The following is a 15700-nucleotide window of genomic DNA, read 5'->3' as shown; positions in this document are numbered from 1 at the left end:
AGGTGGTCACTGGGCTTCCTCCATAGCAGTCGGGGCGACGGTCGGGACGGCCCGGCGGCGCTGCCGGCGCGGGACAGTCAGCCGCCACCGCTGGGCAGGGTCGGTGGCCAGCCGCACCCACGCGGCGAGCACCGTGGCCGACACCGTCGCGATCACGATGGCCAGGCCCGGGAAGAACGAGAGCCACCAGGCGGTCTGCAGGTAGTTCTGCCCCTGGGCGACCATCAGGCCCCAGCTGACGTCCGGCGCCTGGATACCGATGCCGAGAAAGCTCAGCGACGACTCGGCGAGCATGACGTAGCAGAAGTCGAGCGTGGCGACCGTCAGCAGCGTAGGCAGCACGATCGGGAAGACATGGCGGCGGATGATGCTGAAGCTGCCCGCGCCGAACGTACGGGCCGCGTCGACGAAGACCCGGCTCTGCAGCTCGGCCGACTCCGCCCGCGCGGTGCGCAGGTAGATCGGGATGCGGGTGATCGCCAGCACGATGACGATGTTGGTGGGGCTGGGCGAGTAGACGTAGAGCACGACGACCGCCATCAGCAGCGACGGGAAGCTCAGGATCACGTCGGCGATCCGCATCACGACGGTCTCGCGCCAGCCGCGGTGGTAGCCGGCCCACATGCCGATCACCGAGCCGATGACCAGCGAGATCAGCACCGCCGGGATGGCGACCCCGAGGGTCGTCCGGGTCGCGACGATGATCCGGGCCAGGATGCTGCGGCCGAGCGAGTCGGTGCCCAGCACATAGAGCCAGCCGTCGAGCTCGAGCGGCGCCCGGTTGCCCTTGGTGAGGTCCTGGGCGTTGGCCTCGCCGCCGATCAGCATCGGCCCGAAGACCGCGACGAGCAGGACGACGCAGAGGATCACGGCGGCCACCGTCGCGACCTTGTCGCGCAGCAGCATCCGCCAGTAGCTGGTGCTCATCAGTTCTCCTCCCTCACACCATCGCCTTGTCGCGCACACGGGCGTCGAGCAGGGCGTAGCAGATGTCGATGGCGATGTTGAGCAGGAAGATCGTCACCGCGGTGAGCAGCACGGCCGCCTGCAGGATGGCGAAGTCGCGGCCGGTGATCGAGTCGATCATCAGCTTGCCGATGCCCGGCCAGCCGAAGATCGATTCCACGACCACGGCACCGTTGACCAGCCCGACCGCCAGGTCACCGGCCACGGTCAGCGCCGGGGCGGCGGCGTTGCGCAGGGCGTGATGGGCGACGACCCGACGGCTGTCGGCACCCTTGCTCCGCGCGAGCCGGACGTACGGCGCGGACAGGGCCGCCACCATCGCGCCGCGCACCACCTGGGTGAGCACGCCGACGGGGCGCAGCAGCAGCGTCGCGATGGGCAGGACCCACGACAGCAGCCCGGCGTCGACACCCGAGGTCGGCAGCACCCCGAGCATCACGGCGAACACCCAGACGCCCATGATGGCCAGCCAGAAGTCGGGCACACTGGCGGCGGTCATCGAGAGGAACGACGCGAAGCGGTCGGCCAGCGAGTTCGGTCGGTACGCCGCCCACGACCCGATCACGACGGCGAGGAGAACCGCGAGGACCATCGTCGTGATCGCCAGCTGGAGCGTTGCTGGGAAGGCCCGCAACGCCATCGCGGCCGCGGACTCACCCGTGCTCAGCGACGTCCCGAAGTCGAGGTGCACGATGCCCTGGAGATAGTCGACCAGCTGCCGCCAGACCGGCAGGTCGAGGCCGTTGACCTCGCGAAAGGTCTCCTTCTGGGCCTCGGTGGCGTTCTCCGGAAGGTAGAGGCTGGCCGGGTCGCCGGTGAGGCGGGCCAGGAAGAACACCCCGAGCAGCACCACGACGAGCGGCAGCAGCGAGGTGAGGGCTCGCCTGCGGAGGAACGTCACCATGGATGACCTCCTGGGTGCGTCGCGGCCCGGCTCACTTGGCCGGCTTCATCTCGGTCACGCGCATCTCGTCGCCGGTCGCCGAATTGGGCTCGTACTCGACGTTGTCCGACTCGCCGATAATCCCGGTCATGTGCGCGATGTAGGCGAACTGCGAGACCTTCTCCGGCTCGTCCGCGAAGATCTCCGCGAACGCGGTCTGGCGGTCCTCGCCCTCGGCCTTGTCAGCGGCCTTGATCTCCGCGTCGAGCTCCGCCGTGCCGAAGGTCGACTGGGCACCGTCGCTGAGCATGTACTGGTCGACGGAGAACTGAGCGTCGCCGGCCTGGTTGCCGTGCTGCACGAGGATGATGTACGGCCCGGTGTTCTTCGGGAACGGGCGCGACTGGTACTCGATCGACGCGGCCGTGTCCATCATCTCGATGGAGACGTTGAGGCCGATGTCATCGAGCGCCTTCTGCACGACCTCGACGGTCTCGCCGACCTTGGGGAAGAGGCCGTTGCGGGAGATCAGCCGGATCTTGGTGTCGGTCGGCACGCCGTCGGCCTTCGCCTCGGCAATGAGGGCCTTGGCCTTCTCGGGGTCGTAGGGCCACGCCTCGAGGTCGGGGTTGTGACCCACGACGCCCTCGGGCACCAGCTGCGAGGCGACGTCTGCGTAGCCGTCGAAGAGGCTGTCGACGATGGACTCGCGGTCGATCGCGTAGTTGATCGCCTGGCGCACCCGGATGTCATCGAGCGGGGCGTACGTCCCGGTCGACCGCAACGCGGTCGTCTCGTTGTTCGGGTAGCGGACCGCGGCGTCGCCGGAGATGTCCTCGGGCGCGAGACCCGTGGCGATGTCGGCCTCGTTGTTCGTGATCATGGCGGCGCGTACGCTGCCCTCCTCACGCCACTGGTACTCAGCCTTCTTGTAGGCCGGAGCCTCGCCCCAGTAGGTGTCGTTGACCGCGAGGGTCAGCTTGGTGCCGTTCTGCCAGTCCTCGATCTTGTAGGGGCCGGTGCCGATAGGCTCGCGCACCTTGGCGGTGTCGCTCGTCGACGCCGGCACGACCTCGATGAACGACAGCCGCAACGGAAGGATCGGGTCGGGCTCGACGGTGGTCACCTCGAGGTGGGTCGCGTCGACGGCCTTGGCCTCGATGGCATCGTCACCGAAGACGTACCCCTCGACGTTGCAGCCGAAGGTGCCGTTGACCGCGCGGTCGATGGAGTGCGCCGCCGCCTCGGCGTCGAAGGCGGAGCCGTCGGAGAACTTGACCCCGTCGCGAAGGGTGAAGGTCCACGTCGTCGGCTCGGTCTGCTTCCACTCGGTGGCGAGCAGCGGCTGGAGCTCACCGGAGGCGGGGTCACGCTCGACCAGCGGCTCGGTGATGTTGGAACGCACGACGACGCCCGTCGAGGTCAGGTTGGCGTCGCACGGTTCGAGGGTCGGTGGCTCCTGCGGGAGCACGATCCGGACGGTGTCGCCGGCGTCGCCGGCGCTGTCGGAGTTGGCGACACCGCACGCCGAGAGGGTGAGCGAGACAGCCATGAGCGCGGCGCTTGCAAGACCGCATCGGGAGCGCAACGAGGGACGAAAGTTCATGCGACTGTTCCTCCAGTCGATCGGCGACATCTACATATGTGGACATCGTTGTCATTCGTGGATGAACCGTACGAGCGGGATTTGTGTGACGTCAAGCACGTCAGCCGATGCCCATACAGCATCGAGCGATGCCATGACGATGTTGGACGCGTATCGACATCGCTACCTAGCCTCGGGATCTCCGACGCCGTCGAACCCCTGAGGAGACCCCATGGGCCGCTACACCCCCACCGAGCTCCGCGACGCCCTCGGCGCCGGTCTGCTGTCGTTCCCCGTGACGCACGCGACCGCCGACTACGCCCTCGACGAGGACGGTTATCGCGCACACCTGCAGCACCTCAACGCCTTCGACGTCGCCGGTCTCTTCGCAGCCGGGGGCACCGGCGAGTTCTTCTCACTGACCCACGACGAGGTGTCACGGGTCCTCAGGGCCACCGTCGAAGAGGTCGGGCACGGCACCCCCGTGATGGGCGCTGCGGGCTACGGCACCTCCCAGGCCGTCGCGATGACTCAGCGTGCAGAGGCGGACGGCGCCGACGGCATCCTGCTGCTGCCGCCCTACCTCACCGAGCTCCCGGGCCGCGGCCTCTACGAACATGTCGCCCGCGTCTGCTCGGCCACCTCGCTCGGCGTGATCGTCTACCACCGCGCTAACGCCCGTTACGACGCCGACACGATCGTCCGTCTCGCCGAGGAGTTCCCGAACCTGATCGGCTTCAAGGACGGCGTCTGCGACATCGACCTGTTGGCCACGCTCAACGCCCGCCTCGGCGACCGCCTGGTCTACGTCGGTGGCCTGCCGACCGCCGAGACATACGCGCTCCCCTACCTGGAGCTAGGCGTCAGCACCTACTCCTCGGCGATCTTCAACTTCGCCCCGCAGTGGGCGGTCGAGTTCTACCGGGCCGTATGCGACCACGACCGCGACGAGGTGCTCACCCGCCTCCGCGACTTCGTCGTCCCCTACATCGCGATCCGCGACCGCGGCGCCGGCTACGGCGTCTCGATCGTCAAGGCCGGGCTCACCGCCACCGGCCGTCCGGCCGGGCCCGTCCGTCCCCCGTTGACCGACCTCACCGAGGCGGAGCTGGCGGAGCTGACCACCCTCGTCAAGACCGTCGCGTGACGGTCACCCGAACGACAGGAGAAACCGTGACCCGCCGCATACTCCAGGTAGGACCGCTCAAGCCGTCGCTGGCCGCCACCATCGCCGACCGCTACGACGCTCTGGTGCTGCCCGACGACGACACCCGCTCCGCGTTCCTCGCCGAGCACGGCCCCTCGATCGGTGCCGTGGTGACCACCGGTCGCACCGGGGTACCCGGCGAGCTGATGGCGCAGCTGCCCGCACTGGGCGCGGTCATCAACTTCGGCGTCGGCTACGACACGACCGACGTCGAGACCGCGGCCGAGCGGGGCGTACTGGTCTCCCACACCCCCGACGTGCTGACCGACTGCGTGGCCGACACCGCGCTCGGCCTCGCCATCGACACCCTGCGCCACCTCAGCGCCGCCGACCGGTTCGTACGCCGCGGCGACTGGTCCGATGCCGCCGGCTATCCGCTGGCTCGCAAGGTGTCCGGCAAACGGGTCGGCATCCTCGGCCTGGGCCGGATCGGCCGGGCGATCGCGACCCGCTTCGAGGCCTTCGGCTGCCCGATCTCCTACCACTCCCGCCGCGAGGTCCCCGGTTCTCCCTACACCTACGCCGCCACCCCCGCCGAGCTCGCCGCCGACGTCGACATCCTGGTGCTGGCCACCTCCGGCGGCAGCGGTACGCAGCATCTCGTCGACCGCACGGTGCTCGAGGCGCTGGGACCTGACGGCTATCTGATCAACATCGCGCGTGGCTCCGTGGTCGACCAGGACGCGCTGGTCGAGCTGCTGCTCGAGGGTGGCATCGCCGGCGCCGGTCTCGACGTCTACGCCGACGAGCCCGAGGTCCCCGAGGAGCTGATGACCCTCGACACCGTGGTGCTCCTCCCCCACCTGGCCAGCGGCACCGTCGAGACCCGGGCCGCCATGGAGCAGCTGACCCTCGACAACCTCGACCGCTGGCTCGCCGACGGCACCGTCCTCACTCCGGTGCCGGAGGTGTCACCTCGGGGTGCAGCGCGATCTCGGTGACCCGGTTTCCGTTCCGAGCGGCCACCTCCAAGGTGGCGCCCGGAAGAGCGAGCACCTCACCGACCTGCGGGATGTGGCCCAGCCGCGAGATGAGGTAGCCCGCGACGGTCTCGTAGCCGCCGTCCTCGAGCTCGATGCCGGTGGTGTCCGCGAAGTCCTCGATAGTCATCGCTCCGTCGATCCGGGAGAGGTCGCCGTAGTCACGGATGCGCGCCTCGCCGTGGTCGTACTCGTCCTGGATGTCGCCGATCATCTCCTCGACGAGGTCCTCCAGGGTCACGATGCCGTCGGTGCCGCCGTACTCGTCCACGACCATCGCCAGGTGGGTGCCGCCCTCGCGCATCGTCGCGACGGACGGGATCACCCGCTTGCTCCCCGGCAGGGCCAGCACCGGACGGCAGATGTCGCGGATCGTGCGCTGGTCGGTCGCGTCGACACCGAGCAGGTCGCGTACGTGCAGGAACCCGAGGATGTCGTCGAAGCCCTCACCGGTGACCGGGTAGCGGGAGTAGGGCAGGTCGCGGACCGTCTCGGCGGCCTCGGAGAGCGGCATCGAGGCCGGCATGAAGGTGACGTCGCCACGTGGGCGCATCACCTCCTTCAGCGTCGTCTCGGTGGTGGCGAAGACGTCGCGGAGGATCCGGCGCTCGTCCTCCTCGAGGTCCCGGTTGGTCGAGACCATCTCGCGCAGCTCCTCCTCCGAGACCTCCTCGGCCGAGGCCTTGGGGTCACCCCCGAGCAGGCGTACGACGGCGTCGGTGGAGACCGAGAGCAGCCAGATCACCGGCCGCATCACACTGGCGAACCTGTCCAGCACGGGCGCGACGGCCAGCGAGATGCCGGCCGCCTTCTGCAGCGCCAGCCGCTTGGGCACCAGCTCGCCCAGCACCAGGGACAGATAGGCGATGAACAGGGTCAGCACGATCAGCGCCGTGGTCTCGGCGAGCGCCTCTCCCAGGCCGAGCCGCTCGAGGTAGGGCGCGACGTCCGGAGCGATCGTCGAGCCGCCGTAGGCCGCGGAGAGGAAGCCCGCGACGGTCACGCCGATCTGCACCGCGGCCAGGAAGCGGTTGGGGTTGCGCGCGACCTCCGCCACCCGCGCCCCACGAGGCCCCTGCCGCTCCATGGCCGCCAGCTGGCTCTCCCGCAGCGACACGAGTGCGAGCTCGGTCGCGGCGAAGACGCCGCCGACCAGCACGAAGACCAGCACCAGCCCGAGCGCGAGGAATGTCTGGCTGTCCATCAGGCCCGCTCACCCCTCGTGTCGAACGCGGGTGAGCGGTAGGAACTTCGAGGCCTCTTCACAGGTACGAATCTACAGCCACGCCGTGCGTCAGCCCGCCTCCGCTCCGGCAACCTCGAAACGAACCACGACCCCCTTCGACGTCGGGGTGTTGCTGCCTTCGGCGACGCTGTCGAGCGGAACCAGGACGTTGGTCTCCGGATAGTACGCAGCAGCCGACCCCCGGCTCGCCGGATAGGCGACCAGGGTGAACCCGGGCGCGCGCCTCTCGACGCCGTCCTCCCAAACGCTGACGATGTCGACGCGGTCACCGTCGGCCAGCCCCAGCTCGTCGAGGTCGGCGGGGTTGACCATCACCACCCGGCGGGCGTGGTGGATGCCGCGGTAGCGGTCGTCCATGGCGTACGGGATGGTGTTCCACTGGTCGTGGGAGCGCAGCGTCTGCAGGATCAGATGGCCCGGCGGGGCCTCCAGCCAGGTCAGATCGTTGCGCGTGAAGACCGCCTTGCCGCTCGGGGTGCGGTAGACGCCCGAGTTGACCGGGTTGGGGAGGACGAACCCGTTCGGGTCCTTGATCCGCCTGTTGAAGTCCTCGAATCCCGGCACCACCCGCGCGATCCGATCGCGGACGCGGTCGTAGTCGGCCTCGAAGTCCGCCCAGCGGATGCCGTAACGGTCACCGATCGTGGCCTTCGCCAGCCGGGAGACGATCGCGACCTCGCTCAGCAGATGCTCCGAGGCCGGCGGGAGCTTGCCGCGGGTGGCGTGCACGGAGCTCATCGAGTCCTCGACGGTGACGAACTGCTCGCCGGTGGCCTGGACGTCGACGTCGCTGCGGCCCAGGGTGGGCAGGATCAGAGCCGTCTCGCCGACCACCGTGTGGGAGCGGTTGAGCTTGGTGGAGACCTGGACCGTCAGCCGGCACTTCCGCAGCGCGGCCTCGGCGACGTCGCTGTCGGAGATCGCTCTGACGAAGTTGCCGGCGATGCCCATGAAGACCTTCGCCCGCCCGTCCCGCATCGCCCGGACACCGTCGACCGAGTCGTAGCCGTGCTTGCGCGGTGGGTCGAACCCGAACTCGGCCCCGAGCGCGTCGAGGAAGGAGCCGGGCATCTTCTCCCAGATGCCCATCGTCCGGTCGCCCTGCACGTTGGAGTGGCCCCGGACCGGGCACACCCCCGCCCCGGGCTTGCCGATGTTGCCCCGCAGCATGAGGAAGTTGACCACCTCGCGGATCGTCGGCACCCCGTGCTTGTGCTGGGTCAGCCCCATCGCCCAGCAGACGATGACCGAGCGGCTGGCCAGCACCTGCTCGTGGACCGCCTCGATCTCCTCGCGGGTCAGCCCGGTGGCCTCGAGCGCCTCCTTCCAGGTGATCGTGCCGGCGTGCTCGGCGAAGGCGTAGAACCCGGTCGTGTACTCGGCGATGTACTCCCAGTCGAGCACACCGCCACCGGCGGACCGGTCTGCCTCCAGGAGCAGACGGTTGAGCATCTGGAACAGCGCGAGGTCGCCGCCGGGGCGGATCTGCAGGAAGCGGTCCGCGATCTGGGTGCCCCGGCCCACCACGCCGCGGGCCTTCTGCGGGTTCTTGAACCGCATCAGACCCGCCTCGGGCAGCGTGTTCACCGCGATGACCTTGCCACCGCGCTGCTTGGTCTCCTCCAGCGCGGAGAGCATCCGCGGGTGGTTCGTGCCCGGGTTCTGCCCGACCACGAACACCAGGTCCGCGTTGTAGATGTCCTCGAGCTGGACGCTGCCCTTGCCGATGCCCAGGGTCTCGTTGAGCGCCGAGCCGCTCGACTCGTGACACATGTTCGAGCAGTCGGGCAGGTTGTTGGTGCCGAAGGCGCGGGCGAAGAGCTGCAGCAGGAACGCGGCCTCGTTGTTCAGCCTGCCCGAGACGTAGAACATCGCCTCGTCGGGAGAGTCCAGGCCGTTGAGCTCCTCGGCGACGGTCGCGAACGCGTCCGCCCAGCTGATCGGCTCGTAGTGGGTCGCGCCGGGCCGCTTGACCATCGGCTCGGTCAGCCGGCCCTGCTGGTTGAGCCAGTAGTCCGACTTCCGGTCCAGCTCCTCGATCGAGTGCCGGGCGAAGAACTCCCGCGTCACCCGGCGCGACGTCGCCTCGTCGGCGATGTGCTTGGCGCCGTTCTCGCAGTACTCGTTAAGGTGCCGGTGTCCCGGCTCCGGCCACGCGCACCCCGGGCAGTCCATCCCGCCGGCCTGGTTGAGGTTCAACAACGTCAACGCCGTACGCCGCACCGAGGTCTGCGTCAGCGAATACTCGATCGCCTTCCGCACCGCCGGGACACCGGCGGCCCAGGTCTTCGGCTCGGTGACGCCGAGCGCGTCGACCGGATCCTCCACGGAGTACGCGCCGTCCGCGTCTCGCTTCACCACAACCGCTCCTTCGGGACTCGTGCCAGCCGGCCGACCTCGGCTAGCTGGCCTCCTCGTCGTCGACCAGTCCGTTGCCGGCCGATTCATCGGCCGACTCATCGGCCGGCGCATCGGGATCGCGGGAGACCCGGAGGACGAAGTCGTCACCGTGCTCCGAGACCCCGTAGACGACGGCCTGCTCGACGGCCTTGGAGGCGTACTGGGCGCGCACGACCAGCGGGTCCTCGCGGAGGTCCTTCACCAGGGACACGCACAACGCGAGCATGACCAGCACGAACGGGACCGCCGCGACGATGGTGATCGTCTGCAGGCCGCTCAACGCGTCGGAGCCGCCGACCAGGAGCATCACGGCCGCGACCGCACCCGTGGCGACACCCCAGAAGATCACGGTCGGCTTGCTCGGCTCGATGGAGCCGCGCTCGGAGAGCGTGGCCATGACGATCGAGGCGGCGTCCGCACCGGAGACGAAGAAGAGCGCGACCAGGATCATGACCACCACGCTCGCCACGGTGGCCAGCGGGAAGGACTCCAGCGTGTTGAACAGCTGGGACTCCACACCGCCCGCGCCGGCGATGTCCACGCCGCTCTTCTGCAGGTCGATGGCCGCGCCACCGAAGATGGCGAACCAGGCCAGGCTCACCAGCGACGGCACGAGGAGCACGCCGGTCACGAACTGGCGGATGGTCCGGCCGCGCGAGATCCGGGCGATGAACATGCCGACGAACGGCGTCCAGGAGAGCCACCAGGCCCAGTAGAAGATCGTCCAGCTCGACAGCCAGGACGCGGTCTCAGACCCCTCCGCTGAGGTGCGCGCCGACATCATCGCGACCTCCTGGAAGAAGGTGCCGACGGTGGTCGGGACCAGGTTGAGGATGAACACGGTCGGACCGGCCACGAAGACGAACAGGGCCAGCCCGACGGCGAGCACCATGTTGATGTTCGAGAGCCACTGGATCCCCTTGGCCACGCCCGAGACCGCCGAGAAGACGAACGCGACGGTGAGCACGGCGATGATCGCGACCAGGATGCCGTTGCCCGTCTTGCCGATCCCGCCGACGATCTCGAGCCCGCTGCGAATCTGGAGCGCCCCCAGGCCGAGCGACGCCGCCGACCCGAAGAGGGTCGCGAAGATCGCCAGCATGTCGATGACCTTCCCGCCCGTGCCGTGAGCGTGGCGCCCGAGGATGGGTGCGAACACCGAGCTGATCAGCAGGCCGCGGCCCTTGCGGAAGACGCTGTACGCGATCGCGAGTCCGACCAGGGCGTAGATCGCCCACGGGTGGATCCCCCAGTGGAAGAGGGTCGTGGCCATGGCCGTCTGGATCTTCTCGGACTCACCGTCGCCGACCGAGCCCGGCGGGGGCGAGACGTAGTGGCTGACCGGCTCGCTGACGCCGTAGAAGATCAGGCCGATCCCCATGCCGGCGCTGAACATCATCGTGATCCAGGAGACCGTACGGAACTCGGGCTCCTCGCCGTCGCGGCCGAGCGGGATGTTGCCGAACTTGCCGAAGGCGAGCCAGAGCACGAAGCCGACGAAGGTCGAGGCAGCGGTGACGAAGAGCCACCCCAGGTTGGACATCACCCAGGACAGGGACTTCCCCGAGACCGAGGCCAGCGAGTCCGTGCTGACGAAGCCCCAGACCAGGAAGCCGATCGCGATGAGCGCGGTGACGCCGAAGACGACCCGGTCCAGGCCCCCGGCGTGCGCGGCCGTCTCCTCCGGCGGACAGTCGAGGGCGGGATGGGTCGGACCGCCGCTCTGGCTGACGGATTTGTGGCGCGGCGAACCCACTGGTGACAGGTCTCCGCTACCTACAGATGATCTCATGACGCACTCCGATCGAGGGCTCTTGGGATGTGCAGCATCTGTCGGTGCCACATGGGGCTCCGGGCGGCGGCACTTCAGTGGGGCGCTACCCGTTCAGACGCTGATATACTAGTTACCTTATATGTGATGCATCACACCGGCAAGGGTCAGATCTCGACGACGAGCTCGAGCTCGACGGGCGCATCCAGAGGCAGGGCAGAGACCCCCACCGCGGAGCGCGCGTGCTGCCCCGCGTCGCCGAACACCCTGCCGAGGAGCTCCGAGGCGCCGTTGGCAACGAGGGCCTGATCGGTGAAGAGCGCCCCCGAGGCGACATAGACCACGACCTTGACGACGCGCCTCACCCGGCCGAGATCACCGATCTCGGACCTGATCGCAGCCAGCGCGTTGAGCACGCACCATTGCGCGCAGGCCTGACCGTCGGCGACGCCGAGCGTGTCGCCCACCCTGCCCGCGGCGAGGAGCTCGCCGTGCCGGATGGGCAGCTGCCCCGAGGTGAAGACGAACGATCCCGCCCGAACAGCGGGCACCTGGGCCACAGCCGGCGGCGCGACCTCGCGCACGGGCAGGCCGAGCTCGGCCAGCACGACGTCCGGCGTCGGCACCGCAGTGCTCGATCTGCGGGGGCTCAGCAGCCGCACCACCCGGTTCGCACGCTCGGTCATGCCGGAACCCTACCACTGATATACTAGTTGTCGACAACAGGCTCGAGAAGGTGGCGCATGACAGGCACCGTTCATCCTCGGATCGTCGTCGTCGATCACCACGACTCCTACACCTGGAACCTCGTGCACCTGATCGCCGGCGTCGCCGGGACGCTCCCGACCGTGGTCCAGCACGACGCGACGACAGCGGCCCACGTTCTCGGGTTCGACCACGTCGTCCTCTCCCCCGGCCCGGGGCATCCGGCCGATCCCGTCGACTTCGCCGTCGGCGGCGAGGTGCTGCGCGCGGGGACGGTCCCGGTGCTCGGCGTCTGTCTCGGCATGCAGGGCGTGGTGACCACCTACGGAGGCCGCGTCGACCGGATCCCGCCCGCGCACGGCGACGTGGCGCGGGTCCGGCACCGCGGGGACAGGCTGTTCGCCGGCGTACCGTCCTCGTTCTCGGCGGTGCGCTATCACTCGCTCGCCGCGACGAGCATCCCGCCCGAGCTCCAGGTCATCGCCGAGACCGATGACGACCACGGCGAGCCGGTGGTGATGGCCGTACGCCACACGTCACTGCCCCAGGTCGGCGTGCAGTTCCATCCCGAGTCGATCCTGAGCGAGCACGGGGCCGCTCTGATCGCGAACTTCCTCTCGACGCCATGACCCGCCATGCCCAACGCGCCATTGCCCGGAAACTGATGTATCAGTCTAGGATGGTAAAAAGCACACCCGCCGGAACGGACAAGTGGGGCACGACTCAATGACGGTTGACGAGATCCTGGCAACGACGGCGGCTCCCCCCGCCGGCTCGCTCGCCGAGCAGGCCTACCTCTACATCCGCGAGCGCCTGGTGATGCTCGACATCCGGCCCGGGGCGCCGATCAACGACGGCCAGATCGCCGCGGCCATCGGCATGGGCCGCACTCCTGTCCGCGAGGCGATCAAGCGGCTCGAGGCCGACCACCTGGTCCACTCCTTCCCGCGCCGCGGCACCTTCGCGACGACGATCGACGCCACCGAGCTCAGCGCGATCGCCGAGATCCGGCGCCAGCTCGCACCGTACGCGTCGCGTGCGGCCGCGGAGCGCGCGACGGCCGAGCAGCGCGAGCAGATGCGTGCCCTCGCGGCCCAGATCGGCGAGGGCAAGCTCGGCGACGGCGACCGCACCTCCCTGATGCAGGTCGACAAGGCCGCGCACGGCCTGATCTACCGCTCGAGCGGCAACCCCCACCTCGAGGACATCCTGATCCGGTACGACAACCTGGCCATCAGGATCTGGTGGATGGTGATCGACCGGCTCCCCGACCTGGCCCACCACGTGGTCGAGCAGGCCCAGCTCCTCACCGTCGTGGCCGACGGCGACGCCGACCGGGCCGAGAAGCTCACCCTCGAGCACATCGGCAGCTTCGAGCGCGAGATCCGTCAGGTCCTCTGAGACCCGGGTGGCTGCCAGGTCGTCGACCTGACAGCCACCGGCGCTGCGTACGGCTCCGGCTCAGCAGTCCAGCTGGATGTCACCCAGCGGCTTGGAGCAGCAGATCAGCACCTTCTGGTTGGCGATCTCCTTGGGCCGGATGCCGCCGTTGTGCTTCATGTCGACCTCGCCGGAGAGCATCGACACCTTGCAGGTGCCGCACATGCCCTGGCCGCAGGCGGACATCGGCCGCATGCCGGCGGCGATCGCCGCCTCCAGGATGGTCTCGTCCGGACCGCAGGTGATCATCTTCCCGCTGCGCGCGAACTCGATCGAGAACCCGGCAGCGGCCTCCACCTCGGCGTCCTGCTCGACCGGCGGCGCGGCCGTCGGGGCAGGCACCGCGGGAGCACCGAAGTCGAAGCTCTCCTCGTGGTACTTCTCCATGTCGTAGCCGAGCTCTTCGAGCAGCGACTTCGCGGCCGCCATGTAGCCCGCCGGACCGCAGATGTAGGTCTCGCGCTCGTCGAGGTCGGGTGCCAGGATCTCGAGGACCGGCTTGGAGATGCGTCCCTGCAGCCCCATCCAGCGCTCCGTGGGGGCATCGCCCTCACAGATCTCGGCCACGCGCAGGTTGGGCATCAGACGCGCCATCGCCTCGAGCTCACCGCGGTAGATGATGTCGGCCGGCGTACGCGCGCTGTGGACGAAGAGGATGTCCGCCTCGGACCCGAGGTCGTAGAGCGTCCGCGTCATCGACAGCACCGGGGTGATCCCGCTCCCCGCCGAGAGGAAGAGGTACTTCGGCGCGTCCTCCTCCGGCAGGACGAACGCACCCGCCGGGGCGTGCATGGAGATCCAGTTCCCGGGCTCGAGGTTGTCGTGGAGCCAGTTCGACACGATGCCGTCGGGGACCCGCTTGACCGTGATGGCCAGCCGGTCGGGCCGGGTCGGCGGCGAGGCGATCGTGTAGCAGCGGGTCATCAGCTCGCCGTCGATCTCGACGCGGATGGTGATGAACTGGCCCGCCTCGAAGTCGAAGGGACGCCGGTCGGGGGTCGTGAAGACGAAGGTCTTCACGTCATGGGTCACCGCGAGCACCTGGCTGCACACCAGGTCCATCACGTCGCTCTCGGCCCAGCAGGGCTCCAGGTTCCGCCGGCTGCGGACGGCCGCCGGGCGGCCGTTCTGCAGACCGAACGAGTTGGGCTCCGACACCTCGGGGATGTCGGTCTCCATGATGGTCATGTCTCCTCCCGAGCTCCGGCTAGGCGTTGGCTTGGACGCGCTGGACGTACCAGGTGACGAATGCATCGACCTCACCCTCGACCTCTGAGTACGGACCAGGTACGTAGCCGGGGTCCGTCACGCCTCGCTGGGTGCCCTCGACCAGGACCCGGTCCTGGTCGTTGGTGGCACGCCAGACGGAGGTGAGCGACTCGACCGAGTAGTCGACGCCTTCGACGGCCTCCGGGTTGACCAGCCAGGTCGTCCGGACCAGCGTCCGGTCGACCGCGAGCGGGATCACCGAGAAGACCACGGCATGGTCGGCGAGGAAGTGGAACCACGAGTTGGGCTGCATGTGCAGCGACAGGTCGCCGAACCGCGGGTCCTCGATGGAGCCCATCAGCTTCGCGCAGAGCTGCTGACCGTCGGGGCCGAAGGAGGCGCCCGCGCCGTCCAGCGGCAGGTGGGAGATCTGGAACCCCGTCGCCTTGCCCTCCAGCTGACAGATGTCCCCGTTCGGGAAACCGATCACCTCGCGGGCCTTCTCCAGGTCGGTCTGCGCCTCCAGGTAGCGCTCGTAGACCTGCTGCAGGCGCGGCGGCACGTCCTCGGCCTCGTAGCGGCTGATCGGGAAGTACGCCGTGAGCAGCTCGGGGTGGGAGGCGTCGCAGTGGTGGCACTCGCGGTTGTTCTCCATCACCAGCTTCCAGTTGCCCTCCTCGACGATGTCGGTCTGGTGGGCGATCTTGGCCGACGCGAGGCCGTAGGGCTTCAGGTAGGGCTCGATGAGCTGGCTGACCTCGTCGAAGTCGGCCGGCGGCTCGTCGGCGAGGCAGAGGAACACCAGGCCGCCGACCGCGCGCACGTTCACCGGCTTGAGCCCGAACTTGTCGTACTCGAAGGTGTCGGCCTGCGACTCCGCGAAGATCAGGCTGCCGTCGACCCGGTAGGTCCACTGGTGGTAGGGGCACACGATGTTGCCGATCGAGCCGCAGCCCGACCCGAGCAGTCGAGATCCGCGGTGACGGCAGACGTTGCGGAAGGCGCGGACGTTCTCGTCGTCGTCGCGGACGACGATCACGGAGTGGGGTCCCAGGTCGACGGTGACGTAGTCACCGGGATCCGGGATCTCCGCCTCGGCGACGGCGAAGATCCAGTGCTGCCCGAAGATGAGATCGAGGTCCTGCTCGTAGATCTCCGGGCTCGTGTAGAAAGGCGCCTCCAGGCCGAAACCGGCTGCACGCTTGTCCGCCAAGGACGCCAGCTCCACGGGCGTCGATTCGGTGCTCATTCGCGTCACGTTGATGTCTCCCACGCTCAAACCGGGCAGGTTTCCGGGTTCAGATACGG

Annotated in this window: 13 protein-coding genes; 4 read left to right on the top strand and 9 right to left on the bottom strand. The window is 68.8% G+C overall.

Annotation, left to right across the window (positions count from 1 at the left end; translation table 11 throughout):
* Nucleotides 1-6 precede the first annotated feature (6 nt).
* From UG56_RS16685 to UG56_RS16675, 3 genes are read right to left on the bottom strand one after another with little or no spacing between them, the layout of a single operon-like run.
* Nucleotides 7-927 carry an ABC transporter permease gene (locus tag UG56_RS16685; protein ID WP_084101178.1) on the bottom strand — a complete coding sequence of 307 codons (921 nt, stop codon included), beginning with the start codon at nt 925-927 and terminating at the stop codon, nt 7-9.
* 13 nt (nt 928-940) lie between these two features.
* A complete protein-coding gene (locus UG56_RS16680; RefSeq protein ID WP_045548232.1) occupies nt 941-1870 on the bottom strand; it encodes an ABC transporter permease in 930 nt (309 codons plus the stop codon).
* A 31-nt stretch (nt 1871-1901) separates the two neighbouring features.
* Nucleotides 1902-3401 (bottom strand): ABC transporter substrate-binding protein, encoded by a 1500-nt coding sequence (locus tag UG56_RS16675; protein ID WP_218145231.1) that lies wholly within the window; start codon nt 3399-3401, stop codon nt 1902-1904.
* 265 nt (nt 3402-3666) lie between these two features.
* Here UG56_RS16675 and kdgD point away from each other — a divergent pair, with 265 nt between their 5' ends.
* Both kdgD and UG56_RS16665 read left to right on the top strand, forming a co-directional pair.
* Complete coding sequence (gene kdgD / locus UG56_RS16670) at nt 3667-4581, top strand: 5-dehydro-4-deoxyglucarate dehydratase (protein WP_045548233.1); 915 nt, start codon at nt 3667-3669, stop codon at nt 4579-4581.
* Nucleotides 4582-4607: 26 nt separating this feature from the next.
* Complete coding sequence (locus UG56_RS16665; RefSeq protein ID WP_084101176.1) at nt 4608-5582, top strand: 2-hydroxyacid dehydrogenase; 975 nt, start codon at nt 4608-4610, stop codon at nt 5580-5582.
* Here the strand turns inward: UG56_RS16665 and UG56_RS16660 are convergent.
* From UG56_RS16660 to UG56_RS16645, 4 genes are all read right to left on the bottom strand, one after another.
* On the bottom strand, nt 5533-6825 hold the full coding sequence (locus UG56_RS16660) for a hemolysin family protein (RefSeq protein WP_045548235.1): 1293 nt from the start codon (nt 6823-6825) through the stop codon (nt 5533-5535). The genes UG56_RS16665 and UG56_RS16660 overlap by 50 nt on opposite strands.
* A gap of 90 nt (nt 6826-6915) precedes the next feature.
* Nucleotides 6916-9225: an FdhF/YdeP family oxidoreductase gene (locus tag UG56_RS16655; RefSeq protein ID WP_045548243.1), complete on the bottom strand. Its 2310-nt coding sequence runs from the start codon at nt 9223-9225 to the stop codon at nt 6916-6918.
* A gap of 43 nt (nt 9226-9268) precedes the next feature.
* On the bottom strand, nt 9269-11059 hold the full coding sequence (locus tag UG56_RS16650; protein WP_256206688.1) for a BCCT family transporter: 1791 nt from the start codon (nt 11057-11059) through the stop codon (nt 9269-9271).
* 146 nt (nt 11060-11205) lie between these two features.
* Nucleotides 11206-11724: a RidA family protein gene (locus tag UG56_RS16645; RefSeq protein WP_084101172.1), complete on the bottom strand. Its 519-nt coding sequence runs from the start codon at nt 11722-11724 to the stop codon at nt 11206-11208.
* A gap of 57 nt (nt 11725-11781) precedes the next feature.
* Here UG56_RS16645 and UG56_RS16640 point away from each other — a divergent pair, with 57 nt between their 5' ends.
* Together UG56_RS16640 and UG56_RS16635 are read left to right on the top strand one after the other, a co-directional pair.
* A complete protein-coding gene (locus tag UG56_RS16640) occupies nt 11782-12372 on the top strand; it encodes an anthranilate synthase component II (protein WP_045548236.1) in 591 nt (196 codons plus the stop codon).
* 97 nt (nt 12373-12469) lie between these two features.
* Nucleotides 12470-13144 (top strand): GntR family transcriptional regulator, encoded by a 675-nt coding sequence (locus UG56_RS16635; protein WP_084101171.1) that lies wholly within the window; start codon nt 12470-12472, stop codon nt 13142-13144.
* Nucleotides 13145-13204: 60 nt separating this feature from the next.
* On the opposite strand, the gene UG56_RS16630 is transcribed toward UG56_RS16635, so the two are convergent.
* A complete protein-coding gene (locus UG56_RS16630; protein ID WP_084101169.1) occupies nt 13205-14371 on the bottom strand; it encodes a hybrid-cluster NAD(P)-dependent oxidoreductase in 1167 nt (388 codons plus the stop codon).
* A 19-nt stretch (nt 14372-14390) separates the two neighbouring features.
* Nucleotides 14391-15641 (bottom strand): aromatic ring-hydroxylating oxygenase subunit alpha, encoded by a 1251-nt coding sequence (locus UG56_RS16625; protein WP_045548237.1) that lies wholly within the window; start codon nt 15639-15641, stop codon nt 14391-14393.
* Between the last annotated feature and the right edge of the window lie 59 nt (nt 15642-15700).

Source organism: Nocardioides luteus, from assembly GCF_000960475.2.
GTDB lineage: Bacteria > Actinomycetota > Actinomycetes > Propionibacteriales > Nocardioidaceae > Nocardioides > Nocardioides luteus_A.
This window is presented reverse-complemented; position numbering and strand designations above follow the sequence as displayed.